Here is a 25,678-nt window from a genome sequence, read left to right as displayed (position 1 = left end):
GGGGTCATCGACGTCGGATCAGTTCGCGCCGCTGCGGTCGTTCTTGTTCAGAAGCCCGTACTTGCGCAGCTTCACGTAGAGCGACTGCCGCGACAGGCCGAGCATCTCGGCGGCCGCGACGCGGTTGTTGTCGGTCAGTTCGACCGCGGTCTCGATGCACATCTTCTCGACCACGTCGGTGGTGGCCGCCACGATGTCCTTGAGCGGGGCCGAGCCCACCAGGTCCATCACGTTGCGCATCGCGTCGTCCGAGACCGGCGCGGGGCCGGGCAGGGCGGAGGTGGACGGCTCCCGCACCACCTCCATGCGCGAGGTGTCGCGGATCACGAAGGCGAAGCCCGAGCTGCCGCCGACGGTCAGGTGCGTCGCCGACAGCTCCACCGACAACTGCGAGCCGTAGGCGCCCTCGAGCCGGGTGGCATACATGCGCATCTTGCCCGAGCGCGCCGCGTTGTCGGTCAGCACCTTGAGGTCGACACTGCCCCGGGCGAGGAAATCGCCCAGCGACTTGCCCTTGACGTCGGCCAGCGTGCCGGCGTCGGTGAGGTTGAGGAAGGCGTCGTTGGCCGAGCGGATGGTGCCGTGCGCGTCGGTGAAGACGATGGCGTCCGGCCCCTCGCGGTAGAGATAGGCCAGCGTCGTCGACAGCTCGGCCGCGACCGTCTCGGCGCTCTTGGTGCTCTCGATCCGGCACAGGAGCGACTTGTCGCCCGCGGCGCGGAACACGATGGGGTGCAGCGTCACGTCCAGCTTGCCGCGCCGGGTCTTGACCAGCACCGGCCCGCTGGCCTCGTCGCCCGCGGCCAGCACCAGCCCCTCGATGAACTCGCCGCGGCGGCGCCCCTCGAATTCCTGGGTGAAGGCGCTGCCGGTCAGCGTGTCTGCCTCGGCGCCCAGGATCTGGGCGGCGGAGGAGTTCAGGTCGACGATGCGCCCCGAGGCGACATCGACCAGCACCAGCGCGTCGCGCGCGGCCTCCATGATGACCCGGTAGCGCGTCTCGTAATCGCGGTGGGTCTCGTAGTCCTTTTCCAGCGCCAGCTGCGCCTTGACCAGCCGGTGCTGCAGCTCGGCGATCGGGCGCAGGTCGCGGCCCAGCATCAGGATGATGTCGGGATTGTTGGTCTTGTGGATCGTGTAGCGGATCGGGAATTCCCAATTCGCGTTGTCGAAGTGGTTGACCTCGATCGCGTCGACGGCGCCCTTGCGGCCGCCGCGGTAGGCCTCGAGCTGGGCTTCCAGCTTGGACAGGCTGTCCTCGGCCATGAACTCGCGGATGTCGCGGTCCTTCCAGTGGTCGAGCCGGCCCAGCGTGGGGTTGAGCGGGTTGACGATGACGGATTTCACCGTCCCCTCGGTGTCGAGCACCAAGGCGAGGTCGGCCGCCGTCGTGACGATCTCGTTGAACTGCTCCGGCCCGATCGGCGGAGCTTGCGGCTGGTCCCAGAACTCTGATCCGCGCGTGTTCATCCGTTCCTGTCCTCACCGCCGGCGCTCACGTCGCCGGCCTGGTTGACCGTTACCTTAACCGGGGCCTCCCGCCCGGGCCTCAAGAGGCCGCATTTCCGCAGCGCCATGTCCGCGTCCGCCGCGGTGTGATCCGCCCCTGTCAGGCCGAGGACGTCGAGGCGCTTGTCCAGGATCGGTCCACCAAGGATGACAGGTGTAACTGTCGTGACAGTTTGACGGATTATGTCTACTAATTCTCTTGCCGATGCAAGCGTTCGTCGTCCCGACGCGGTGATCCCGATCATCACGTACCGGCGTTTCCGCAACATTTCAGCAACTTGCCGCGGGTGCCTGTCGACGGCGATGTGCACGGTGTAGCCGCGCCGGCGCAGCTGGTCGGCCAGCACGAAGGTGCCCAGCGTGTGATGCTCGGCGCGCGGAATGACGAGCAGGATCGCCTGCGCGTCCTCGCCCGCCCGGTTGCGGCTGTCGTCGTGCCAGCCGAAGGCGCGCACCGCCTCCTGCAGCCGCGCGGCGCCGATGGTGACATGGGCGAAGCTGATGTCGTCGGCAAACCAGCGCTCGCCCATCAGCCGGGCCACGGCGGGGATCACGTGGTCGATGATGTCGTCGGTCGAGACGCCGTCCTGGCGCAGCCGCTGCAGCATCTCGTGCCGCGGTTCCTCGTCGGACGAGATGAAGGCGTCGCACAGCTGGACCAGCCGGTGCGACAGGCCATCACTCCGGCCGGGGCCGTGCGCAGCCAGCACCGCGATGGCCCGCTGGGCCAGCCGCGTGACCTCTGCCGCCTCCATGGCCGGGTAGGCCGTGGGGCTCCTGTGGGTCTCGTCCTTCATCTGAAATCACCACTTGCGCCGCCGCCTAACGTCATTCTGTCGTCTCGCGTCGATCGGGCAGCAAAGGTTTGTCCGAGTGTCGCCCATTCCCGTCTTGCTGTCAAAGTAAATTGACAACCTTGCATTTACAAGGGGCGCGCCCCGCGATCGGGGCCCTTGAGTGCCCAATATTTTCAAAGAAATCCCGAGGATCCCCCCAGGCTTTGCGCGACAAACCCGACAGGTCGACTGGACGTTCAAGGTGTAAGTTTTAATTGACACTCTGGCGCTGCCAGCGCTAGTTTTTGTCCATCGCCCAAAGGAATCGACCGTCGCATGCCTAGTGATACCCTGACATCGGCGCCGTCACGCCAGCTTTACACAGCCGAGGAACGTGCCCGCCGCGACGGCACCGTCTGGACCACGGTCCAGGGTGTGCTCGCCCCGGTTCAATTCCTCGTGTTCCTGGTGTCGCTCGGCCTGGTGATCCGCTTCATGATCACCGGCGCCGGCTACGAGGCGGCCACGGTCTCGATCATCCTCAAGACCGCCGTGCTCCTGACGATCATGGTCACCGGCGCGATCTGGGAAAAGGTGGTGTTCGGCCAGTACCTCTTCGCCCACGCCTTCTTCTGGGAGGACGTGGTCAGCTTCCTCGTGATCGCCCTGCACCTCACCTATGTCTGGGCGCTGATCGCCGACTGGCCCCATGCCGACCAGATGTGGATCGCGCTGGCCGCCTACACCGCCTACGTCATCAACGCCGCGCAGTTCATCTGGAAGCTGCGGATGGCCCGCCTCGAAGGGGAGGGCCGCGCATGAACCGCCCCGTCAACCTGCCCGCCGCCACCTGCCGCGACACCCCCGTCCTCAAGGAACGCGGCCAGCGCGAGGTGTTCTGCGGCCTGACCGGCATCATCTGGCTGCACCGCAAGATGCAGGACGCCTTCTTCCTCGTGGTCGGCAGCCGCACCTGCGCGCATCTCCTGCAGTCGGCCGCCGGCGTCATGATCTTCGCCGAGCCCCGCTTCGGCACCGCCATCCTCGAGGAGGGTGACCTCGCCGGCCTCGCCGACGCGAACGACGAGCTCGACCGCGAGGTCGGCCGCCTCCTGTCGCGCCGGCCCGACATCAAGCAACTGTTCCTCGTGGGCTCCTGCCCGTCCGAGGTGATCAAGCTCGACCTCGCCCGCGCGGCCGAGCGGCTGACGCAGATGCACGCGCCCCACGTCCGCGTGCTCAACTATTCCGGCAGTGGCATCGAGACGACCTTCACGCAGGGCGAGGACGCGTGCCTCGCCTCGATGGTCCCGGTCCTCCCCGAGACCTCGGCGCGTGAACTCCTGCTCGTCGGTGCCCTGCCGGATGTCGTCGAGGACCAGGCCGTCGACCTGCTGACGAAAATGGGCATCGGCCCGATCCGCGTGCTGCCGGCCCATCGCAGTGCCGAGGCGCCCGGCGTCGGCGCCAACACGGTCTTCGCCTGCCTCCAGCCCTTCCTCGGTGACACCGCTGCCGCGCTGGAACGGCGCGGCGCGCGGATGATCCAGGCGCCCTTCCCCTTCGGCGAGGAGGGCACGACGCTGTGGCTGCGGGCCATCGCCGACGAATTCGGCGTCGACGACGCGACCTTCGAGGCCGTCACCGCCGCCCCCCGCGCCCGCGCGCGGACGGCCATCGCCAACGCTTCGGCGGCGCTGCGCGGCAAGACGATCTTCTTCATGCCCGACAGCCAGCTGGAAATCCCGCTCGCCCGCTTCCTCACCCGCGAATGCGGCATGGAGGCGATCGAGATCGGCCAGCCCTACATCCACAAGGGCCTCGTCGGCCCCGACCTCGACCTGATCCCGGCCGGCCCGGTGATCTCCGAGGGGCAGGATGTCGACAAGCAGCTCGACCGCGTGCGCGCCGCCCGCCCCGACCTCACGGTCTGCGGCCTCGGCCTCGCCAACCCGCTCGAGGCCGAGGGGCTGACGACGAAATGGGCCATCGAGCTCGTCTTCACCCCCGTCCATTTCTACGACCAGGCCGGTGACCTCGCGGGGCTGTTCAGCCGCCCCGTGCGCCGCCGCGACCTCCTGAAGCTGGAGGCCGCCGAATGAAACTGACCGTCTGGACCTACGAAGGCCCCCCGCATGTCGGCGCCATGCGCGTCGCCACCGCCATGAAGGGCCTGCACTACGTGCTGCACGCCCCCCAGGGCGACACCTACGCCGACCTTCTCTTCACCATGATCGAGCGGCGCAACCACCGCCCGCCGGTGACCTACACCACCTTCGAGGGCCGCGACCTCGGTGCCGACACCGCCGGCATCTTCAAGAAGACCTGCCAGGACGCCTATGACCGCTTCAAGCCGCAGGCCCTGATCGTCGGCGCCTCCTGCACGGCGGAACTGATCCAGGACGACCCCGGCGGGCTGGCCGAGACCATGGACATTCCCGTGCCCGTCGTCGCGCTGGAACTGCCCAGCTACCAGCGCAAGGAAAACTTCGGCACCGACGAGACCTTCTACCAGCTGGTCAAGGCGCTGGCCCGCCCGGTCGAGAAGACGCCGGAGGTGACGGCCAACCTGATCGGCCCCCTCGCGCTGGGTTTCCGGCACCGCGACGACATCGAGGAGGTCAAGGGCCTGCTCTACGAGATGGGCATCGGCATCAACGTCGTCGCCCCCTTCGACGCGACGCCGCACGACCTGACCCGCCTCGGGGCGGCGCATGTCAACGTGCTGATGTATCCCGAACACGCCGAAACCGCCGCCCGCCACATGGAGCGGACGCTCGGGATCCCCTACACCAAGACCGTCCCCATCGGCGTCGGCGCGACCCATGATTTCGTGGCCGAAGTGGCCCGGTTGTGCGGTGTAGAGCCGAAAACCGACCTGACCCGCCTGCGCCAGCCTTGGTGGTCGAAGTCGGTCGACAGCACCTACCTGACCGGCAAGCGCGTGTTCGTCTTCGGCGACGCGACCCACGTCAAGGCCGCCGCCCGCATCGCGCGGGACGAGATGGGCTTCGAGGTGATCGGGCTGGGCTGCTACAACCGCGAATTCGCCCGCGACATCCGGGCGCTCGGCAAGGAGTTCGGCCTCGAGCCGCTGATCACCGACGACTACCTCGAGGTCGAGAAGGCCATCGAGGATGCCGCGCCCGAGATGATCCTCGGCACCCAGATGGAGCGGCACATCGGCAAGCGCCTCGGCATCCCCTGCGCCGTGATCTCGGCGCCGGTGCATGTGCAGGACTTCCCCGCGCGCTACTCGCCCCAGATGGGCTGGGAAGGCGCGAACGTGATCTTCGACACCTGGATCCACCCGCTGGTGATGGGCCTCGAGGAGCACCTGCTGGCGATGTTCCGCGAGGATTTCGAGTTCCACGACGCCGCCGGCCCCAGCCACCACGGCGGCCACGCGCCCAAACCCGTGGCCGAGGCGACGACACCGGCCCCGGTGGAGGAGCCCGCGGTGGCGGAGACGCCCTCTGAGACCGGCTCCGACGTCATGGTGTGGCTGGCCGATGCCGAGCGCGAGCTGAAGAAGATCCCCTTCTTCGTCCGCGGCAAGGCCCGCCGCAACACCGAGAAATTCGCCGCCGAGCGCGGCGTGCGGGAAATCAGCGTCGACACCCTCTACGAAGCGAAGGCCCATTTTGCGCGGTGACGGAGACCATATCCCCGGCTACCGGGTCGTGATCGTCACGCTGGACAGCCACGCGGCCGGCCCGGCGGCGCGCGTCAGCGCCCGGCTGGCCAAGGAATTCCCCGGCCTCAACGTCTCGGTCCACGCCTCGGCGGAATGGGCGGAAAACCCCGCCGCGCTGGAAGAGGCGCGCATCGCCGTGCGCCACGGTGACATCATCGTCGCCAACCTCCTGTTCATTGAGGAGCACATCACCGCGATCCTGCCCGAGCTGAAGGCCCGCCGCGACGCCTGCGACGCGATGATCGGCGTGATCTCGGCCAAGGAAGTCGTGCAGCTGACCCGCATGGGTGAGCTGGACATGATGAAGCCGGCCTCGGGGCCGATGAAACTGCTCAAGAAGCTGCGCGGCTCCAAGGAACCCTCGGCCAATTCCGGCGAAAAGCAGATGAAGCTGCTGCGCCGGCTGCCCAAGATCCTCAAGTTCATCCCCGGCAAGGCGCAGGACCTGCGCGCGTGGTTCCTGACCATGCAATACTGGCTGGGCGGCTCGGACGACAACGTCGAGCAGATGATCCGCTTCCTCGTCGGCAGCTACGCCAGCGACCGCGCCTTCAAGGGCGCCAAGGCCGCCGCGCCCATCGACTACCCCGAGGTCGGCCTCTACCACCCCGACCTGCCCGGCCACCGCATCACCACCAACCCCGCCGACCTGCCGCAGCCCGCGAACCCGGTCGCCACCGTGGGCCTGTTGATGATGCGCAGCTACGTCCTCGCCTCCGACACCGCCCATTACGACGGCGTGATCCGCGAGATGCAGGAGGCGGGCCTTGCGGTGATCCCGGCCTTCGCCGGCGGGCTCGACGGGCGCCCGGCGATCGAGGCCTTCTTCAAGGGCGGCAAGATCGACGCCATGGTCTCGCTGACCGGCTTCAGCCTGATCGGCGGCCCGGCCTACAACGACTCGGCGGCGGCGGTGGAGATCCTGAAGGAGCTCGACCTGCCCTACATCGCGGCCCACGCCATCGAGTTCCAGACGCTCGGCCAGTGGTCGTCCTCGGGCGGCGGTCTCGGCCCGGTCGAGACCACCATGCTGGTCGCCCTGCCCGAGATCGACGGCGCGACCAACCCCACCGTCTTCGGCGGCCGCCACAGCGCCGACGGCTGCCAGGGCTGTTCCTACGCCTGCCGCAGTCGGTCGGACAGCAAGGCCATGGCGCCCTGCCCCGAGCGCATCACGAGCCTGGTCGAAAAGACCCGCCGCCTCGCGCTCCTGCGCCGCAAGAAGAACGCCGAGAAGAAGGTCGCCATCGTGCTCTTCGGCTTCCCGCCGAACGCGGGCGCCATCGGGACGGCCGCCTACCTGAGCGTCTTCGAGAGCCTGCACAACACGCTCCGCCGGATGAAGGCTGAGGGCTACGCCGTCGAGGTGCCCGCCACCGTCGACGACCTGCGCGCCGCGATCCTGCATGGCAACGCCAAGCAATACGGGCAGGAGGCCAATGTCGCCGCCCATGTCGACGCCGACACCATCGTGCGGACCACCCCGCCCCTGAAGGCGATCGAGGCCGTCTGGGGCCCCGCGCCGGGCAAGATCCAGTCGGACGGGCGCGGCGTCTTCGTGCTGGGCCAGCAGTTCGGGCAGGTGTTCGTGGGCGTCCAGCCGACCTTCGGCTACGAGGGCGACCCGATGCGCCTTCTCTTTGAAAAGGGCTTCGCGCCGACCCACGCCTTCACCACCTTCTACCTGTGGCTGCGCAACACCTTCGGCGCCGACGTGCTCCTGCACTTCGGGATGCACGGCGCGCTGGAATTCATGCCGGGCAAGCAGGCCGGCCTCGGCGCGCGCGACTGGCCCGACCGGCTGATCGGCGAGTTGCCGAACGTCTACCTCTACGCGTCCAACAACCCGTCCGAGGCGTCGCTGGCCAAGCGCCGCTCGAACGCCGTCACCATCACCCACCTGACCCCGCCGCTGGCCTCCGCCGGTCTCTACAAGGGCCTGTCCGAGCTGAAGGACAGCCTGACCCGCTGGCGCGCGCTGCCCCCCGACGCCCATGAGCGCGAGGAGCTGGCCCAGCTGATCGCCACGCAGGCCGAGGCGGTGGACCTGTCCGAGCGCAACCCCGACAAGCTGTGGCTGACGCTGCTGGAGACCGAGGACGCGCTGATCCCCGACGGGCTCCATATCGTCGGCCGACCCATGGCCGAGGCGGAGCTGCAGGAACACCTGCGGGTGATGGCGGAAACAGACCCTGAAACGCGGAAACGGGTCGAAACCCTGCTGCGCCGCAACGGCGAACTGGATGGCCTGATGCGCGCGCTGGCCGCCCGCTACATCGAGCCGGTGCCGGGCGGCGACCTGATCCGCAGCCCCGAGGTTCTGCCCACGGGCCGCAACATCCATGCCTTCGACCCATTCAGGATGCCCACCGCCTTCGCCCTGCAGGACGGTGCGAAGCAGGCGCAGCGCCTGATCGACGCGGCCGAGGAGTTTCCGCGCTCCGTCGCGCTGGTGCTGTGGGGGTCGGACAACATCAAGTCGGATGGCGGGCCGATCAGCCAGGCGCTGGCCCTGATGGGCGCCCGTCCCCGCTTCGACGGGTATGGCCGCCTCTGCGGCGCCGACCTGATCCCGCTGGCGGAACTCGGCCGCCCGCGCATCGACGTGGTGATGACGCTGTCGGGCATCTTCCGCGACCTGCTGCCCCTGCAGACCCGGATGCTGGCCGAGGCGGCCTACAAGGCCGCCACCGCCGACGAGCCGGTCGAGATGAACTTCGTCCGCGCCCACGCGCTGGACTACGCCGCGAAGATGGGCGTCGACATGGAAGAGGCAGCGCTGCGCGTCTTCTCCAATGCCGAGGGCGCCTATGGCTCCAACGTCAACGCGCTGGTCGACTCAGGGGCCTGGGGCGAGGAGGATGAGCTGGCCGACGCCTACGAGGCGCGCAAATCCTTCGCCTACGGCCGCGACGGCAAGGCCAAGAAGAACGCAGGGCTGTTGCAGGCCGCGCTCAAGGACGTCGACCTCGCCTACCAGAACCTCGAATCCGTGGAACTCGGCGTCACCACGGTCGACCACTACTTCGACACGCTCGGCGGCATCTCGCGCGCGGTGAAACGGGCCAAGGGCGGCAAGGAAGCCCCCGTCTTCATCGGGGACCAGACCCGCGGCGAGGGCAAGGTGCGGACGCTCAAGGAGCAGGTCGCGCTGGAAACCCGCTCGCGCAGCCTGAACCCCAAGTGGTTCGAGGGCCTGCTGAAACACGGCCACGAGGGCGTGCGCCAGATCGAGGCGCAGGTGACCAACACGCTGGGCTGGTCGGCCACCACCGGCCAGGTCGACCCCTGGGTCTACCAGCGCCTGAGCGAGACCTTCGTGCTCGACGAAGACATGCGCCGCCGGATGGCCGCGCTGAACCCGCAGGCCTCGGCCCGCATGGCGAACCGCCTGCTCGAGGCGTTCGAACGGAACTACTGGCAACCCGATGAGGCCACATTGGCCGCGCTTCAGGCTGGCGCGGACGAGCTCGAGGACACCCTCGAGGGTCTCACCCCGGGCATGGCCGCCGAATAGGAAGGACGACACCGATGCTGGACGAACGATCCCCCCCCGCCGCCCGCGCCGCCGCCCGCGAGGCCGAGGGCCTGGCCAAACGGGGCCTCGGCGCGCCGCCCGTCCTGAAGAAGGGCGAGGATGGCGAAGGCTCGGTGCAGGTGCACCAGGACGACACGATGAAGATCGAGGGCGCCAAGGTGTTCTCGGTCTACGGCAAGGGCGGCATCGGCAAGTCGACCACCAGCTCCAACCTGTCCGCCGCCTTTTCCCGGCTGGGCAAGAAGGTGCTGCAGATCGGCTGCGACCCCAAGCATGACAGCACCTTCACCCTGACCGGCCACCTGCAGCCCACCGTCATCGACATCCTCAAGGAGGTCGATTTCCACGCCGAGGAACTGCGCCCCGAGGACTTCGTGACCGTGGGCTACAACGGCGTCATGTGCATCGAGGCCGGCGGCCCGCCCGCGGGCACCGGCTGCGGCGGCTATGTCGTGGGCCAGACGGTCAAGCTCCTGAAGCAGCACCACCTGCTGGAGGACACCGACGTCGTGATCTTCGACGTGTTGGGCGACGTGGTCTGCGGCGGCTTCGCGGCGCCGCTCCAGCACGCCGACCGCGCGGTGATCGTGACGGCCAACGACTTCGACAGCATCTACGCGATGAACCGCATTATCGCCGCGGTGCAGGCGAAGTCGAAGAACTACAGCGTGCGGCTGGCCGGCTGCGTCGCCAACCGGTCGAAGGAAACCAACGAGGTCGACCGCTACTGCGACACCGTGGGGTTCAAGCGCATCGCGCACATGCCGGACGTCGATGCGATCCGCCGTTCGCGGCTGAAGAAGAAGACGCTGTTCGAGATGCCCGACGACGAGGACATCGTGCAGTGCCGCGCCGAATACATCCGCCTCGCGGAACTCCTGTGGCGGGGCACCGACCCGCTGGCGCCTGCGCCGCTGGAAGACCGCCACATCTTTGAACTGCTGGGGTTCGATTGATGGTTGCGACGCCCACATACGGCGCCACGCGCGACCGCGTCGAGGAATACTTCGACCGCACCGCCACCAAGACGTGGGAGCGGCTGACCTCCGATGCGCCCGTGTCCGGCATCCGCCAGACCGTGCGTGAAGGGCGGGACAGGATGAGGGCGATCATGCTGTCCCGCCTGCCTTCGGATCTGACCGGCCAGCGCGTGCTCGACGCCGGCTGCGGTACCGGGGCAATGACCGAGGAACTGGCCCGTCGGGGCGCCGAGGTGGTCGCCATCGACATCTCGCCCGCCCTGGTCGAGATCGCGGCCAAGCGCCTGCCCGAGACGCTGGCGCCGCAGGTGACCTTCACCTCGGGCGACATGCTGTCGGACGGCCTCGGCGCCTTCGACCACGTCATGGCGATGGATTCGATGATCTACTACGAGGCGCCCGACCTCGGCCGCGCGCTGGCGCACCTGTGCCCGCGCGTGCGCGACAGCATCGTGTTCACCGTCGCGCCGCGGACCGCCTTCCTGATGGCCTTCTGGACCCTCGGCAAGCTGTTCCCGCGTTCGGACCGGTCGCCCACCATGATCCCGCATTCGCCGGCCCGCCTCGCGCGCGAAACCGCGGCGCAGGGCGCGGCGGGCGCCATCACCGAGGTCGCGCGCGTCAGCCGTGGCTTCTACATCTCCACCTGCCTCGAGTACCGGGCATGAAGAACCTGCTGAAGCGCATCTCGATCGCCTACCTCCCCTTCGCGGATGCCGCGTCGGAGGATTTCCCGCTGCGCGACCTGCTGCGCCTGTCGCTGTTCCAGGTGTCGGTCGGCATGGCGGCGGTGCTGCTGCTGGGCACGCTGAACCGCGTGATGATCGTGGAACTGCAGGTGCCGGCCTTCCTCGTCGCGATGATGGTGGCGCTGCCGGTGCTGATCGCGCCGTTCCGCGCGCTGCTCGGCTTCAAGTCCGACACTTACAAGTCCGCCATCGGGTGGAAGCGCGTGCCCTACCTGTGGTTCGGCACGCTGTGGCAGTTCGGCGGCCTCGCCATCATGCCCGCCGCGCTCCTGGTGCTGGGCGGCGAGGTCACGCAGGTCCGCTACCCCATTCCCTATGCCGGCGAGATCCTGGCCGGCCTTGCCTTCCTGATGACCGGCCTCGGGATGCACATGACCCAGACGGCCGGCCTGGCCCTCGCCGCCGACCGCGCCACCGACGAGACCCGGCCGCGGGTCGTGGCGCTGCTTTACGTCATGTTCCTGATCGGCATGGGCGGGTCGGCCATCGTGATCGGCTACCTCCTGCGCCAGTTCACCCCGATCGAGTTGATCCAGGTGATCCAGGGCACCGCCGTCGTCACCGTCGTGCTGAACGTCATCGCCCTGTGGAAGCAGGAGCGCGTCCGCCCGATGACCCGCGCCGAGCGCGAGGAGGAGGGGCCGAGCTTCCGCGCCGCCTGGGCCGACTACGCGTCGGGCGGCACCGCCGGCCGGCTGCTGGCGGTCGTGTTCCTCGGCACCATGGCCTTCAACATGCAGGACGTGCTGCTGGAGCCCTACGGCGGCGAGATCCTCGGCCTGTCGGTGTCCTCGACCACGCTGCTGACGGCCAGCTGGGCCACCGGCGCGCTGGTCGGCTTCGCGCTGGCCGCGCGCTGGCTGGCCGCGGGCATCAACCCCTACCGCATGGGCGCGCGCGGCATCCTCGCCGGGGTCGCGGCCTTCTCGGCGGTGATCTTCTCGAACCCGATGGGCTCGGCGCCGCTGTTCTTCACGGGCGCGCTGTTCATCGGCTTCGGCGGCGGGCTGTTCGCGGTCTCGACCCTGACGGCCGCCATGACCATGCCCGCGGGCAAGGCCGGCCGCGGCCTCGCGCTGGGCGCCTGGGGCGCGGCGCAGGCGACGGCCGCGGGGCTGTCCACCGCCATCGGCGGCGGCCTGCGTGACCTCGTGAACGCCGCCGCGACGCAGGGGCACCTCGGTGTCGCGCTCGACAATCCGGCCACCGGCTACTCGGTGGTCTACCACGTCGAGATCCTGCTGCTTTTCGTGACGCTGGTGGCCCTCGGGCCGCTGGTGCGTACCGCAACCACCGACAGGGATGGGGGGGCCGGGAAGTTCGGGCTCGCCGACCTGCCCACCTGAAACCGCCGAACCCGAGAGGACAATCCCATGGAAAACGTATTCTTCGGCAACTTCGACCTCTCCAGCCTGTCGATCTGGCTGTTCTGGATCTTCTTCGCCCTGCTGATCTACTACCTGCAGACCGAGAACATGCGCGAAGGCTACCCGCTGGAAAACGAGGACGGCACCGCCGCCCCAAACCAGGGCCCCTTTCCGGTTCCGAACCCCAAGACCTTCCGCCTGATGCACGGCCGCGGCGAGGTCACCGTGCCCTCGCCCGAGAATGAGGCCGCGCACCGCCGCGCCGACCTGGCGCTGACGCGCACCAACGCCGCCAACGGCTACCCCTTCGACCCCTCGGGCGATCCGCTGGCCGACGGTGTCGGCCCCGGCGCCTGGGTGCCGCGCCGCGACGTGCCGGAACTGGACGGCCACGGCCATGCCAAGATCGTCCCGATGGGCCAGACCGAGACCTTCCGCGTCTCGGCCGGGCGCGACCCGCGCGGGATGCCCGTGGTCGCCGGCGACAACGCCGTGGTGGGCACGATCAGCGACATGTGGGTGGACGCCCCCGAGCAGCTGGTCCGCTACCTCGAGATCGAGCTTGATGCGGATCATGGCGGCGGCACGCGCCTGGTGCCAATCCACTTCTGCCGGATCTGGGGCGGGAAGGTGAAGATCAACGCCATCTACGGCAAGCACTTCGCCGGCGTCCCCGTCACCAAGGCGCCGACCCAGGTCACGCTCCTCGAGGAGGAGAAGATCTCTGCCTACTACGGCGGCGGCATTCTCTACGCGTCGCAGGACCGGATCGACCCGCTCCTGTAACCCCAGACGACCGGCGCGCGGCCAGACCCCGCGCGCCGGACCAAGACCCGGAAGGAGAAACGACCGATGCCCAAAGACCATCACGACGATTTCGCCACCGAGCCGGTGCGCGGCCTGCCCGAGGCCCTGCCCACGGGCGAGGAGATCCTCTGGCAGGGCCAGCCCGCCTGGTGGCAGCTTGCCCGCGAGAGCCTCAGCTTCTGGTGGGTGGCGGGCTACTTCGCCTTCCTCTTCGCCTGGCGCACCGTCGCCGGCGCCGCGACCCAGAGCTGGGTCGAGAGCGCCACCGCCGCCTCGTTCTTCCTGGTGCTGGGGGCCATCGTGCTGGCGCTGCTGGCGCTGGTGTCCTTCGTGCAGGCCAAGGCGACCGTCTACACCATCACCAACAAGCGCGTGGCGATGCGCATCGGCGCGGCGCTGACCATGACGCTGAACCTGCCGTTCCGCAAACTCGCCAACGCCGAGCTGGGCCTGCGCAGGAACGGCACCGGCACCATCGCGCTGGAGCTGATGGAGGATGACGGCGCGCGGCTGTCCTACGTGCTGACCTGGCCTCATGTGCGGCCGTGGAAGATGAAGCACACCCAGCCCGCGCTGCGCTGCATCCCCGAGGCCGAGAAGGTCGCCCGCATCCTCGCCGAGGCCGCGGAGACCGCCGTCTCGGTGCCCGTCATCGAAACCGTCCCGGCCGCCCGGCCGGTCGCCGCGGAGTAACCGACCATGGCCTACACCCGCAGCTACACCAAGGCGGAGCAGAAGCTGGTCGAGCGCGACAAGGAGATGGTGCCCGCCATCCTCGTCCGCGCGATGTTCGTGCTCTGCGTCTGCGTTCTCATCATCGTGGCCTACGCCCGCCTGACCGACCGACCGCTGGAGGCGATGCCGCCCTCCGAGGCCGAGGTCCCGGCGGTGCAGGAACGGCTGATCCGCATCTTCGGAGAGATGGACGGATCGGCGCGGGTGCTCGACGTCGACGGCAACGTCATCGCCGACCTCGGCCCCACAGAAGGCGGCTTTGTCGCCGGCATCTACCGCGTGCTGGAGCGGGAGAGGGGGGCCGTCGGCCTCCATGCGTCGGAACCCATCCGGTTGGTGCGCTTTTCAGACGGGCGCATCGGGCTCCGCGACGACCTGACCGACTTCCGGGCCGAGCTCTTCGGCTTCGGGGCGGACAACGAGCGGGTGTTCGCCCGCCTGCTGGAGGAATGACCCATGGGATGGCTCACCAAAGAGTTCGAAACCGCGCCCTGCGAAGTGGAGGTCAGCCACTGCTTCGACAGCCTGCATGCGCACGTGAAGTTCCTGAACGGCGCCGTCATCAACCCCGGTGACGAGGTCCAGGTACAGGGCCCGCCGGTGATGGCGCCCTATGGCGAGGTCGTGCGCGAGGAGCGCATCGCCCGCATCACCCGCGCGTCCCGGCTGGAACAGCTCTGGACCCGGATGACCGGCGATTTCGAGTTCATGGAACTCTGCGAATTTTCCTTCAGCGAGGAGGTCTCGGTATGAAAGACGTCCATGACGCCCCCGTCGTCCACTCCGCAGACGCGACCAATGTCGAAGACGCGCTGGAGGCCGGCAACTACCGCCAGGCGGTGATCGACAGCGAAAGCGCGACGGCCGTGGCCATGCGCAACACGCTGCTCACGCCGCGCTTCTACACCACCGATTTCGACAAGCTCGACGCGATCGACGTGAGCCCGGTGCGCAAGGACTGGGACAAGCTGATCGCGCAGATGAAGAGCGACCCGAACCGGGGCCATTTCAAGAAGAACGAGGACTGGGACCACATCGACTGGGACGGCATGGAGCCCAAGCTCAAGGCCGAGTTCATCGATTTCCTGATCTCGTCCTGCACGGCCGAGTTCTCGGGCTGCGTGCTCTACAAGGAGATGAAGCGCCGCGGCAACAACGAGGACATCACCACGCTGTTCCAGCTGATGGCCCGCGACGAGGCCCGGCACGCCGGCTTCATCAACGATGCGCTGCGCGAGGCGGGGATCGCGGTGAACCTCGGGTTCCTGACCCAGGCCAAGAAGTACACCTACTTCCAGCCCAAGTTCATCTACTACGCGACCTACCTCAGCGAGAAGATCGGCTACGCCCGCTACATCACCATCTTCCGCCACCTCGAGGCGCACCCCGAGCACCGGTTCCACCCGATCTTCAAGTGGTTCAAGGAGTGGTGCAACGACGAGTTCAGCCATGGCGAGGCCTTCGCCCTTCTGATGAAGACCGACCCGAAACTGACCAGCGGCATCAACCGCTACTGGATCAAGTTCTTCCTCACCGCGGTCTACGCCACGATGTACGTGCGCGACCACCAGCGCCCGGCCTTCCACGAGGCGCTGGGCGTCGACACCGACTGGTACGGGCAGGAGGTGTTCCGCAAGACCAGCGAGATCTCCAAGCAGGTGTTCCCGCTGACGCTGGACATCGACCACCCGCGCTGGATGCCGGGCCTCAAGGCCCTGCAGCGGGCCAATGCCGATCTCGCCGAAGCGGTGGAGAAGAAGCAGTTTTTCCGCGGCCTCGGGGCCCGCGTGCGGGCGGCGGCGGCCTTCATCGGCCTGTTCACCATCCCGGCGGTGCCGAATGACCCGCCCGTCTCAACCCGGCTGGAGCCCGCCTACTGATGACCCTCGCCTCGCCCTGGATCGCGGCGCTGGTCGCCCTGTTCCTCTGGTGGTTCTCCACCGGGGCGATCCTGCTCGCCGTGCGGCGGGCGGACAAGGAAGGGGCCAAGGCCCGGCTCTGGGCCGTGCTGTGGAACCTCCCCTTCCTCGTCCTGGGCGGGGTGGGCTTCATCGACACCCTCGGGAACGACAGCGTGGCGGGCGTCTACATCGCCTTCCTCTCGGCGCTGGCGCTCTGGGGGTGGATCGAGCTGGCGTTCCTGACCGGTGTCATCACCGGGCCGGTGCGCCAGCCGCTCAAGGCCGGCGTGCCGGAATGGGAACGCTTCATCCGCGCCTGGGGCACGATCGCCTATCACGAGATGCTGCTGGCCTTCACGCTGATCGCGCTGGTGCTGGCCAGCTACGAACAGCCGAACCAGTTCGGCATGTGGACCTTTGCCGTCCTCTTCGCGGCGCGCATCAGCGCGAAGCTCAACCTCTACCTCGGGGTCCGCAAGATCAACGTGGAGTTCATCCCCGAACACCTGAACCACCTGCCGAGCCATTTCCGCACCGCGCGGATGAACTGGCTCTTCCCGATCTCGATCACCGGCCTCAGCTTTACCGTCGCCTGCTGGCTGGAGCGGATCTGGGGCGCCGACAGCCAAGCCGACATCGTTGGCTTTGCCCTCCTGAGCGCGCTGACCGCGCTCGCCCTGCTGGAACACTGGTTCATGGTGCTCCCGCTCCCCGACGAGAAACTATGGCGCTGGATGCTGCCTGCACGTCCCGCGCCCAACCAAGCCATACTGCCAAGCGAGGAAGCCCGATGAACTTCGACAAGCTGTTTCAAGCCCAGCTCGACACCCTGAAGCAGGAGGGAAACTATCGCATCTTCGCGGAACTCGAGCGCAAGTGCGGCGAGTTTCCCCGCGTCACCAACCATTCCAAGGGCCAGCGCGAGGTCACCGTTTGGTGCTCGAACGACTACCTCGGCATGGGCCAGCACCCCAAGGTGATCGAGGCCATGGTCAGCACGGTGCAGGACTGCGGCACCGGCGCCGGCGGCACGCGCAACATCTCGGGCAACGCCTGGCACCACAAGCAGCTCGAGGCCGAGCTGGCCGACCTGCACCACAAGGAGGCCGCGCTCCTGTTCACGTCGGGCTACGTGTCGAACTGGGCCGCGCTGTCGACGCTGGGCAGCCGCCTGCCGAACGCGGTGATCCTGTCGGACGCGCTCAACCACGCCTCGATGATCGAGGGCATCCGCCACGCCCGGTGCCAGAAGGTGATCTGGAAGCACAACGACCCCGAGGACCTGGACCGCAAGCTGGCGGCGCTGCCCGCCAACGCGACCAAGATCGTGGCCTTTGAATCGGTCTACTCGATGGACGGCGACATCGCGCCCATCAAGGAAATCCTCGACGTCTGCGACAAGCACGGCGCCATGTCCTACATCGACGAGGTCCACGCGGTCGGCATGTACGGGCCCCGCGGCGGCGGCGTCGCCGAGCGCGAGGGGCTGATGGACCGCATCACCCTGATCGAGGGGACGCTGGGCAAGGCCTTCGGCGTCGTCGGCGGCTACATCACCGGGTCGCACGCGCTGGTCGACTTCATCCGCAGCTTCGCCAGCGGCTTCATCTTCACCACCGCCCTGCCGCCCGCCGTGGCCGCGGCCGCCACCGCCTCGATCCGCCACCTCAAGGAAAGCTCCTACGAGCGGGACATGCAGAAACGGCAGGTCGCCCGCCTGCGCGCGCGCCTCGACGCCGAGGGCATCCCGCACGAGCGGAACCCGTCCCACATCATCCCGGTGATGGTGAAGGACCCGGTCAAATGCCGGATGCTGTCGGACATCCTGATGGAGCAGTTCGGCATCTACGTGCAGCCGATCAACTACCCCACCGTGCCCAAGGGCACCGAGCGACTCCGCTTCACGCCCGGCCCGCTGCACACGGACGAGGACATCGAATACCTCGTGCTGGCGCTCAAGACTCTCTGGAAACAGTGCGCGATCGCCCACGCGGTCGCGTAAATGTGGCAAAAAACCACTGGACCCTGCGGTGAACGACATAGTTTAACCCGCACGGGACCATTCTGAAGGGAGACTACCTGATGAGTCGCAAAATCGTGCTTGCTGCGGCGGCAACGCTCCTCTCCGCGCCCATGGCCATGGCTGACGCCCATGCCGCCTCGGGCGACGCCGCCGCCGGCGAGCGCCTGTTCAACCAGTGCGTGGCCTGCCACGTCGTCCAGAACGAAGCCGGCGACACGCTGGCCGGCCGCAACGCGCGCACCGGCCCGAACCTGTACGGCGTCGCGGGCGAAGTGTTCGGCACCGGCGATGATTTCCGCTGGTCGCCCGGCATGCAGGCGCTGAACGCAGCCGGCATCATGATCACCGAGGAAACCTTCACGGCCTACGTGCTCGATCCGACCGGCTACATCCGCGAGGCCACCGGCGACAACTCGCTCCGCGGCGCGATGAGCTTCCGTGTGCGCTCCGAGGAGGACGCCGTGAACCTCTACGCCTACCTCGCGTCGCTGGCCGCCGAATAAGCCACGCCGACCAAACCTCGATCGAAGGGCGCCCCCGTGCCGGGGCGCCCTTCGTCATTCCGCGGCAGCCCCTGCCGTGAACTGGGCGATCTGCTCGGCGACCTCGGCGGGGGCCTCCTCGTGGGCGAGGTGGCCCACCCCGGCAAGCACGACAAGCCGCGCATCCGGCATCGCCGCCACGGCGCGTTCGGCCACGCGCACGGCGACCGCGCCGTCCTTTTCGCCGTGCAGGAACAGGGTCGGCGTGCCGATCCCCGGCAGGGCCCGGTTCAGGTCCTCCAGCGACCATTGCGCCATCATGGCGAGCGTGCCGTCCACATGGGCCCGGCGCTGGATCAGCCGCGCGTAGGGGGCCAGCGCCGCCTCGTCCAGCTCGGTGCCGGCCGAGGCGAGGATCGACCGCACCTGGCTCAGCGACCGGCTGCCCTGCGAGATCAGGAGCCCGGTGAAGGGGTTGAGCGCCAGCACCTTGGCCATGATCGGAAACAGGACGCCGGCCGCACCCCGGAAATCCTCCAGCGCGCCGTTCACCACGACGATGCGCCGGGGCGTGATCAGACCCTGACGCGCCAGTTCGAGACCGACAGCGCCGCCCGCCGAATGGCCGATGACGACCTCGGGCGCCCACCCCTCCTGCGCGCAGAGCGTGGCGATGTCGCGGGCCACGTCCGCCAGCCGCGCCCGCCCGCGCGGGCTGCGCGTCCAGCCGTGGCCGGGCAGGTCCAGCGCGATGACGCGGTGCCGGCGCGTCAGGTCGGGCACCAGCCGCGCCCAGCTGTGCGACGACGCCCCGGCCCCGTGCAGCAGGAGGACATCGGGCCCCGCGCCCGTGACCTGCACATGCCAGCGGTGCGGGCGGGCGGCCACGATCCGGCTGGCCGCGCGGTGCGGCCAGTCCTCGGGCGGCAGATCCGGGGTCATGCCGGGGTCAGCGACGCATCGACCGCCGCCGACAGGGCGCGTGCATCGGCGCGCGGGAGCGGCAGGTAGGGCGCCCCCATCTCGCGGGCGAGCGCGTCGAGGCCCCGCGTGGGCCGGAGCCCGGTGTCGATCACCAGCCCGGGCAGCCCGCGGGCCCGGATCGCGCGGGCCATCGCGGTGGCATCCGCGCCGGCCTGCGCCCGGTCGGCGATTCCGCCGAGATCGACATTGGCCCGTCCGTCCGTCAGCAGCGCGACCGAAGGCGTCATGCCCTTGCCCAGCGCCAGCTGCGCCAGCTCCAGCGCCGCCTTCAGCCCCGCCGCCAGCGGCGTGCCGCCCCCGCCGGGCAGGAGCGCCAGCCGCCGCTTGGTCTGCACCAGCGACCGCGTGGGCGGCAGCAGCACCTCGGATCCGTCGCCGCGGAAGGCGATCAGGGCGACGTGGTCGCGCCGGGCATAGGCCTCGCCCAGCAACAGCTCGATGGCGCCCTTGGCCTCGCCCATGCGGGCCATGGCGCTGGAGCCCGAGGCATCCACCACGAAGATGATCGCGCGGTCCGAGGTTTCCTCGAACTGGCGCAGGCGGATGTCGGACATGCGGATGTGCAGCCGATCGGGCTGCTCGGTCAGCGCGCGGCGCATCGGCTGCCACGGCGCGGCGGCCCGCAGCGTGGCGACAAGGTCCACCCGCGCCTCGCCGCCGGGCCGGCCGGGGCGCGAGGGCAGGGGGCGGCCGCGTCGGTTGCCCTTCTTCGCGGCGCCGGTGCCGTTGGCGCCGGGGGCGTGCCGCGCGGCGCGGCCGGCCTGCAGGCGCGCCAGCAGGTCGGGGGGGAGCATGGCGCGGGCGGCCTCCAGCAGCATCTCGACGGGGGGCAGGTCGATCTCGTCCTGCGGCTCGCTGTCCTGCGGCTGGTCGTCCTGCTGCGGCGGTTCGGGCGGCTCGGGTTCCGGCTCGGGGGCGTTGTCCTGCGTGTCGGGGATCTGGGTGGCGCGGGGGGCGAGGACCAGCTCGATGGCAACCACGAGGTCGGGGCCGTCCACCTCGGTCTCGCCGGACAGGGCGGCCGAGGCGCGGGCGACGGCCAGCGCCTGAAGGGGGGCGCGCAGCGAGCGGATGCCGAGGCGGGCAGCGACCTCGGCCAGCTCCGCGATGGCGGTCTCGGGGAGGGTGACGCGGGGCAGGAGCGCGCGGGCCTCGGCCAAGGCGGCGGGGTCGAGCGACAGGTCGGGGGCGTCGGACAGGCTCTGATCCGCCAGATCGAGATGGATCGCGAGGCGGTCGGCGAGGGCGGAGGGGAGCGTCTCCTCGGGCTCGGCGCCCTCGTCGAGCGCGATGAGCGACAGGCCGGTCCGCCCGTCCAGCGCGGCGGCCAGCCGCGCGGCGAGGCCGGGTTTCACCCGCTCGGCCATCGGCATGACCAGCACGCCCGGGTCGCCCAGCACGCCGCGGGTGCGCACCACGCGCCCCTCGGCCAGCGTGGCGCCCAGGTCGACGCCGCCGAACAGCGCGTCGTCGCCGATGCCGGGGTGCAGGCGGCGCAGTGTCAGACCCTGCAAGGCGGTTTCGAGACCTTTATGAACCCGGTCCCGCACCGGCCCGACGCGGGCGCGGAGCCAGATGCCGCCCAGCGCGGCGGGGTCGAGCGCGAAGCAGGCCAGCGCCAGGTTGACCCGTTGCCAGCGCTCCTCGCCGGCGCTCACGCCAGCACCTCCTCCACCACGCGCAGCACGCGGGTGGTGGACCCCGCCTCGTCCAGCGGATCGCGGCGGAGGCGGTGGCGCAGCGCCGAGGGCGCCACGCGGCGCAGCTGGTCGCGGGTGACCGTGTCGGCGCCATCGAAGGCCGCCAGCGCCCGTGCGGCGCGGAGCAGCGTCAGTTCCCCCCGCAGGCCGTCCGACCCGAGCGCCACGCAGAGCGCCGCGCAATCGCGCAGCACCTCGTCGCCGGCCGCGACGCCGGGAAGGGCGGCACGGGCGTCGAGGATGCGCTGGCGCAGAGCCATGTCCTCGCCCCGCCACTCGGCCAGGAACCCGCCGGGGTCGCGGTCGTAGGAATCGCGGCGGCGGATCACGGCGATGCGGGTGTCGATGTCCTTGGGGCTGGCCACCTCGACCGACAGGCCGAAGCGGTCGAGCAGCTGCGGCCGCAGCTCCCCCTCCTCGGGGTTGCCCGAGCCGACCAGCACAAATCGCGCGGCGTGGCGGATCGACAGCCCCTCGCGCTCGACCACGTTCTGGCCCGATTGCGCCACGTCGAGCAGCAGGTCGACGAGGTGATCCTCGAGCAGGTTCACCTCGTCGATATAGAGGTATCCGCGATTGGCACGCGCCAGCAGCCCCGGCTCGAACGCCTTTTCGCCCCGCGTCAGGGCCTTTTCGATGTCGAGCGCGCCCACGACGCGATCCTCGGTCGCGCCCAGCGGCAGGTCGATCACCGGCGTCGGCTTTTCCACCACGGCGCGGTCGGCGACCTGCGCCCAGTCGGGGATCTCGCCCTCGTGGGCCGAGTTCACCGGGCAGCCCGCGACCGCCTCGATCGGCGGCAACAGCGCGGCGAGGCCACGGACGGCGGTGGACTTGCCCGTGCCGCGGTCGCCGAATACCAGGACGCCCCCGATGCCGGGGTCGATCGCGGTGAGGACCATGGCAAGCTTCATGTCCTCCTGCCCGACGATGGCGGAAAAGGGGAACGGGCCAGTCAGGGCGAAATCCTTCATTCGGCGGCAACTTTCATCTGGTCGGTCACGGTCTGCGGCGCGCGGGTCAGGTCGGGTGTCTCGCCCGCCCATGTGCCCTCGAGGGCATCGACCCGGAACCGGGCGTAGAGGTCTTCCTTGAAGAGATGGCCTTCGCGCACGGCGCGGATGGCGCGGGCGTGCGGCCCGTCGGCGCGGGCGAACGCGGCCATGCTGCGGGTGTCGGGCCAGATCGAGAAGGTCGCCTGCCGCACCAGCGGCAGCTCCCCGATCCCGATCTTGAACAGCACGTTCGGGTCCTGCCCGATGGCGCGCGAAATCTCGGGCTCCTGCCGCCAGAAGCGGCCGGCGCTGCGCAGCTTGACCGTGGCGCGGGTCAGCGCGGCGACGGGGCCGTCGCTGGCCGCGTCCTGCGGGGTGAAGGGCTGCGCGCCGTCCCAGCGCCCGCGGGCGGAGGTGGGGGTGAGGAAGATCGTCAGCGTCTCGTCCGCCATCTCGGCATACCGGCGGAACACGCGGGTGCCGAACATCGCGCGGCGGGCGCTGTCGTGGTCGGGCCAGGTGGCGAGAATCGCGTAGACCGAGGTGTCGGGCACCGGGGTGAACCCCTCGCCCACGCCCGAGCCGCACAGCTTTACCGTGCCGATGTCGCGGATGGCGCGCAGGGCGAATCGGGCGGGGCCCATCTGGAACAGGGCCCACGCGCGCGCAGGAACGGAGCCGAAACGATACAGGCTCAGGGTGACGGATTGCATGGCCGGTCTCTCCATGTGTCAACTTAGTCTGACATATTGGTCGCGCGTTGGAAAGGGAATTCGCGTCCGGATTGTCTTGGCAAATGGCACTCGCGTGACATATTGTAAATCAGACTAGACAGTGTGAGGCCCGGAATGACCATAGGACCAGATGCCGCCGGCCCCTCCCGTGCGATCGTGATCGGGGCGGGGTTGGGCGGGCTTTCGGCCGCGATGCGGCTGGGGGCCAAGGGCTACCGGGTGACGCTGCTCGACCGGCTCGACCGGGTCGGCGGGCGCGGGTCCTCGGTCACGCAGAACGGGCACCGCTTCGACCTCGGGCCGACCATCGTGACGGTGCCGCAGGTGTTCCGCCAGCTCTGGGCCGAATGCGGGCGCGACTTCGACGCCGAGGTCGACCTGCGCCCGGTCGATCCCTACTACGAGATCCGCTGGCGCGACGGGTCGGTCTTTACCGTGCGGCAGGACGAGGCCGCGATGATCGAAGAGGTCCGCCGCCTGTCGCCCCGCGACGTGCCGGGCTACCGCCGCTTTCTCAAGGACAGCGAGGCGCGCTACCAGTTCGGCTTCGAGGGGCTGGGCCGGCGCCCGATGAACAGGCTGATGGACCTGATCCGTGAACTGCCGGGTTTCGTGAAGCTCCGCGCCGACCGCTCCGTCTACGGCCATGCCGCCGCCCGCGTGCGTGACCCGCGGCTGCGCATGGCGCTCAGCTTCCACCCGCTCTTCATCGGCGGCGACCCGACGCACGTGACATCGATGTACATCCTCGTCAGCCACCTCGAGAAGGAATTCGGGGTCCACTACGCCATGGGCGGCGTGCAGGCGATGGCCGACGCCATGGCCCGCGTGGTGACGGAGCAGGGCGGCACCGTCCGCCGCGGCGTCGAGGTGGACGAGATCACGGTGGAGGGCGGCAAGGCCACCGGCGTGGTGACGACCGGGGGCGAGCGTATCGCCGCCGACATCGTGGTGTCGAACGCCGACCCGGGCCACACCTACGACCGGCTCCTGCGCAAGCAGGTCAAGCGCCGCTGGACGCCCGCGCGGCTGAACCGGTCGCGCTGGTCGATGGGCCTGTTCGTCTGGTACTTCGGGACGAAGGGCACGGCGGGGAAATGGGCCGACGTGGGCCACCACACCATCCTGAACGGGCCGCGTTATCGGGGTCTCCTGAACGACATCTTCATGAAGCGGCACCTCGCCAATGACATGTCGATCTACCTGCACCGTCCGTCCGTCACCGACCCCAGCGTCGCGCCCCGCGGCGACGACACCTTCTATGCCCTCAGCCCGGTGCCGAACCTGCACGGGAAGGACTCGGTGGATTGGGCCGAGATGCAGGAGACCTACCGCCAGCGTCTCGCTCAGGTGCTGAACGAGCAGCTGATTCCCGGCTTCGAGGATCACCTGTCGGCGAGCCACATCCTGACGCCCGCCAGCTTCGAGAGCCGCTACCTGAGCCCGCATGGCGCGGGCTTCAGCCTGGAGCCGCGCATCTTCCAGTCGGCCTGGTTCCGGCCGCACAACATCTCGGAGGAGTTCGGCAACCTGTTCCTCGTCGGCGCGGGCACCCACCCCGGCGCCGGCATCCCCTCGGTCGTGACCTCGTCCGAGGTGCTGACCCAGCTGGTCCCCGACGCGCCGCGCCCCGTGGTGCGGGTAACGACGGAAACCAAGGTGGCCGCGGAATGATGCAGGACGCCGATCTCGCATGGTGCCGGGACGCGATCCGCGAGGGGTCGTATTCCTTCCACGCGGCGTCCCGCCTCCTGCCCGCCGACATCCGCGACGCGGCGCTGGCGCTCTATGCCTTCTGCCGGGTGGCCGACGACGAGGTCGACTTCGGCGAGAACAAGGTGGCGGCCGTCCTCGCGCTCCGCGACAGGCTCGATCTGGCCTATTCGGGTCGCCCCCGGAACGCGCCGGCCGACCGCGCCTTTGCCGGGCTGGTCGAGACCTACGACATGCCCCGGGAACTGCCCGAGGCGCTGCTCGAGGGGCTCGCCTGGGACGGGATGGAGCGGCGCTACGCCACCCTGTCCGACCTGCGCGGCTATTCCGCCCGCGTCGCCTCGGCGGTGGGGGCGATGATGTGCGTTCTGATGCGGGTGCGCGACCCGCGGGCGCTGGCCCGGGCCTGCGACCTCGGCGTCGCCATGCAGCTGACCAACATCGCGCGCGACGTGGGCGAGGATGCGCGCGCCGGGCGGCTCTACCTGCCCACCGACTGGCTGGAGGAGGCCGGGATCGACCCCGCCGCCTTCCTCGCCGACCCGAAACCCTCGCCGCAGATCCGCCGCATGGTCCGCCGCCTGCTGGCCGAGGCCGACCGGCTCTATCTCCGGTCCGAGGCGGGGATCAAGGCGCTGCCGCTGGCCGCCCGCCCCGGCATCTTCGCCGCGCGGCACTGCTACGACGCCATCGGCCGGCAGCTGGCGCGGAACGGGCATGACAGCGTGACCCGCCGCGCCTTCACCACGCGGGGGCAGAAGATGCGCCTCCTCGGCTGGTCGGTGATCCGGGCGGGGGTGGTCACGGCCTTTCCGCAAAGCGCGGTGATCTACGCGAAACCCCTGGAAGAGGTGGCTTTCCTCGTCGAGGCCGCGGCGCATCCCGACGCGGCCAAGACCGGCTGGGGCGAGAACGTGCTGTCGGTCCTGACCCAGCTCGAGGCGCGCGACCGCGGCGATGCGCGCTTGGCGCGGACCGCCTGACGCCC

General features: G+C 69.4%; 23 protein-coding genes. 17 read left to right on the top strand and 6 right to left on the bottom strand.

Features of this window, described 5'->3' with window-relative positions; translation table 11 throughout:
- Positions 1-18: 18 nt before the first annotated feature.
- A complete protein-coding gene (gene ppsR / locus HCU73_RS10720; RefSeq protein WP_168623456.1) occupies positions 19-1,470 on the bottom strand; it encodes a transcriptional regulator PpsR in 1,452 nt (483 codons plus the stop codon).
- Entirely contained in the window at positions 1,467-2,306 is an 840-nt protein-coding gene (locus HCU73_RS10715) for a cobalamin B12-binding domain-containing protein (RefSeq protein WP_168623455.1), read from the bottom strand. Before HCU73_RS10715 ends, ppsR begins: the two co-directional genes overlap by 4 nt.
- A 315-nt stretch (positions 2,307-2,621) precedes the next feature.
- On the opposite strand from HCU73_RS10715, the gene bchF reads away from it, so the two are divergent.
- From bchF to HCU73_RS10640, 15 genes are all read left to right on the top strand, one after another.
- Positions 2,622-3,107, top strand: coding sequence for a 2-vinyl bacteriochlorophyllide hydratase (gene bchF / locus HCU73_RS10710; RefSeq protein WP_168623454.1), 486 nt, complete (start codon positions 2,622-2,624; stop codon positions 3,105-3,107).
- Positions 3,104-4,387: a ferredoxin:protochlorophyllide reductase (ATP-dependent) subunit N gene (locus HCU73_RS10705; protein ID WP_168623453.1), complete on the top strand. Its 1,284-nt coding sequence runs from the start codon at positions 3,104-3,106 to the stop codon at positions 4,385-4,387. Before bchF ends, HCU73_RS10705 begins: the two co-directional genes overlap by 4 nt.
- The gene (gene bchB, locus HCU73_RS10700) at positions 4,384-5,940 is read left to right on the top strand and encodes a ferredoxin:protochlorophyllide reductase (ATP-dependent) subunit B (protein WP_168623452.1); all 1,557 of its coding nucleotides are present in this window, start codon (positions 4,384-4,386) and stop codon (positions 5,938-5,940) included. The genes HCU73_RS10705 and bchB overlap by 4 nt, the downstream gene beginning before the upstream one ends.
- A complete protein-coding gene (locus tag HCU73_RS10695) occupies positions 5,930-9,499 on the top strand; it encodes a magnesium chelatase subunit H (protein ID WP_168623451.1) in 3,570 nt (1,189 codons plus the stop codon). The genes bchB and HCU73_RS10695 overlap by 11 nt, the downstream gene beginning before the upstream one ends.
- A gap of 158 nt (positions 9,500-9,657) precedes the next feature.
- Positions 9,658-10,476 (top strand): ferredoxin:protochlorophyllide reductase (ATP-dependent) iron-sulfur ATP-binding protein, encoded by an 819-nt coding sequence (gene bchL / locus HCU73_RS10690; RefSeq protein WP_239025545.1) that lies wholly within the window; start codon positions 9,658-9,660, stop codon positions 10,474-10,476.
- On the top strand, positions 10,476-11,168 hold the full coding sequence (gene bchM / locus HCU73_RS10685; RefSeq protein WP_168623450.1) for a magnesium protoporphyrin IX methyltransferase: 693 nt from the start codon (positions 10,476-10,478) through the stop codon (positions 11,166-11,168). The genes bchL and bchM overlap by 1 nt, the downstream gene beginning before the upstream one ends.
- A complete protein-coding gene (locus HCU73_RS10680) occupies positions 11,165-12,595 on the top strand; it encodes a PucC family protein (protein ID WP_168623449.1) in 1,431 nt (476 codons plus the stop codon). The genes bchM and HCU73_RS10680 overlap by 4 nt, the downstream gene beginning before the upstream one ends.
- Before the next feature lie 27 nt (positions 12,596-12,622).
- Positions 12,623-13,402, top strand: coding sequence for a photosynthetic reaction center subunit H (gene puhA / locus HCU73_RS10675; protein WP_168623448.1), 780 nt, complete (start codon positions 12,623-12,625; stop codon positions 13,400-13,402).
- Between the two features lie 66 nt (positions 13,403-13,468).
- Positions 13,469-14,116, top strand: a complete 648-nt coding sequence (gene puhB / locus HCU73_RS10670) for a photosynthetic complex putative assembly protein PuhB (RefSeq protein WP_168623447.1) — start codon at positions 13,469-13,471, stop codon at positions 14,114-14,116.
- A 6-nt stretch (positions 14,117-14,122) separates the two neighbouring features.
- Positions 14,123-14,611, top strand: coding sequence for a photosynthetic complex assembly protein PuhC (gene puhC, locus HCU73_RS10665; RefSeq protein WP_168623446.1), 489 nt, complete (start codon positions 14,123-14,125; stop codon positions 14,609-14,611).
- Between the two features lie 3 nt (positions 14,612-14,614).
- A complete protein-coding gene (locus HCU73_RS10660; RefSeq protein WP_168623445.1) occupies positions 14,615-14,911 on the top strand; it encodes a hypothetical protein in 297 nt (98 codons plus the stop codon).
- Positions 14,908-16,038 carry a magnesium-protoporphyrin IX monomethyl ester (oxidative) cyclase gene (acsF, locus tag HCU73_RS10655; RefSeq protein ID WP_168623444.1) on the top strand — a complete coding sequence of 377 codons (1,131 nt, stop codon included), beginning with the start codon at positions 14,908-14,910 and terminating at the stop codon, positions 16,036-16,038. The genes HCU73_RS10660 and acsF overlap by 4 nt, the downstream gene beginning before the upstream one ends.
- Complete coding sequence (puhE, locus tag HCU73_RS10650) at positions 16,038-16,853, top strand: putative photosynthetic complex assembly protein PuhE (RefSeq protein ID WP_168623443.1); 816 nt, start codon at positions 16,038-16,040, stop codon at positions 16,851-16,853. The genes acsF and puhE overlap by 1 nt, the downstream gene beginning before the upstream one ends.
- The gene (hemA, locus tag HCU73_RS10645) at positions 16,850-18,061 is read left to right on the top strand and encodes a 5-aminolevulinate synthase (RefSeq protein WP_168623442.1); all 1,212 of its coding nucleotides are present in this window, start codon (positions 16,850-16,852) and stop codon (positions 18,059-18,061) included. The genes puhE and hemA overlap by 4 nt, the downstream gene beginning before the upstream one ends.
- Positions 18,062-18,141: 80 nt before the next feature.
- Positions 18,142-18,585, top strand: coding sequence for a c-type cytochrome (locus tag HCU73_RS10640; RefSeq protein ID WP_168623441.1), 444 nt, complete (start codon positions 18,142-18,144; stop codon positions 18,583-18,585).
- Positions 18,586-18,639: 54 nt separating this feature from the next.
- On the opposite strand, the gene bchO is transcribed toward HCU73_RS10640, so the two are convergent.
- From bchO to crtA, 4 genes are read right to left on the bottom strand one after another with little or no spacing between them, the layout of a single operon-like run.
- Positions 18,640-19,506: an alpha/beta fold hydrolase BchO gene (bchO, locus tag HCU73_RS10635; protein WP_168623440.1), complete on the bottom strand. Its 867-nt coding sequence runs from the start codon at positions 19,504-19,506 to the stop codon at positions 18,640-18,642.
- On the bottom strand, positions 19,503-21,206 hold the full coding sequence (locus HCU73_RS10630) for a magnesium chelatase subunit D (protein WP_168623439.1): 1,704 nt from the start codon (positions 21,204-21,206) through the stop codon (positions 19,503-19,505). The genes bchO and HCU73_RS10630 overlap by 4 nt, the downstream gene beginning before the upstream one ends.
- On the bottom strand, positions 21,203-22,207 hold the full coding sequence (gene bchI, locus HCU73_RS10625) for a magnesium chelatase ATPase subunit I (protein ID WP_168623713.1): 1,005 nt from the start codon (positions 22,205-22,207) through the stop codon (positions 21,203-21,205). Before bchI ends, HCU73_RS10630 begins: the two co-directional genes overlap by 4 nt.
- A gap of 11 nt (positions 22,208-22,218) precedes the next feature.
- Positions 22,219-22,956, bottom strand: coding sequence for a spheroidene monooxygenase (gene crtA / locus HCU73_RS10620; RefSeq protein ID WP_168623438.1), 738 nt, complete (start codon positions 22,954-22,956; stop codon positions 22,219-22,221).
- Positions 22,957-23,091: 135 nt separating this feature from the next.
- On the opposite strand from crtA, the gene HCU73_RS10615 reads away from it, so the two are divergent.
- Complete coding sequence (locus HCU73_RS10615; RefSeq protein WP_168623437.1) at positions 23,092-24,651, top strand: phytoene desaturase; 1,560 nt, start codon at positions 23,092-23,094, stop codon at positions 24,649-24,651.
- Positions 24,648-25,673, top strand: a complete 1,026-nt coding sequence (gene crtB / locus HCU73_RS10610) for a 15-cis-phytoene synthase (RefSeq protein ID WP_168623436.1) — start codon at positions 24,648-24,650, stop codon at positions 25,671-25,673. The genes HCU73_RS10615 and crtB overlap by 4 nt, the downstream gene beginning before the upstream one ends.
- Positions 25,674-25,678: the final 5 nt, after the last annotated feature.

It is taken from the genome of Roseicyclus persicicus (assembly GCF_012395815.1).
GTDB lineage: Bacteria > Pseudomonadota > Alphaproteobacteria > Rhodobacterales > Rhodobacteraceae > Roseicyclus > Roseicyclus persicicus.
This window is presented reverse-complemented; position numbering and strand designations above follow the sequence as displayed.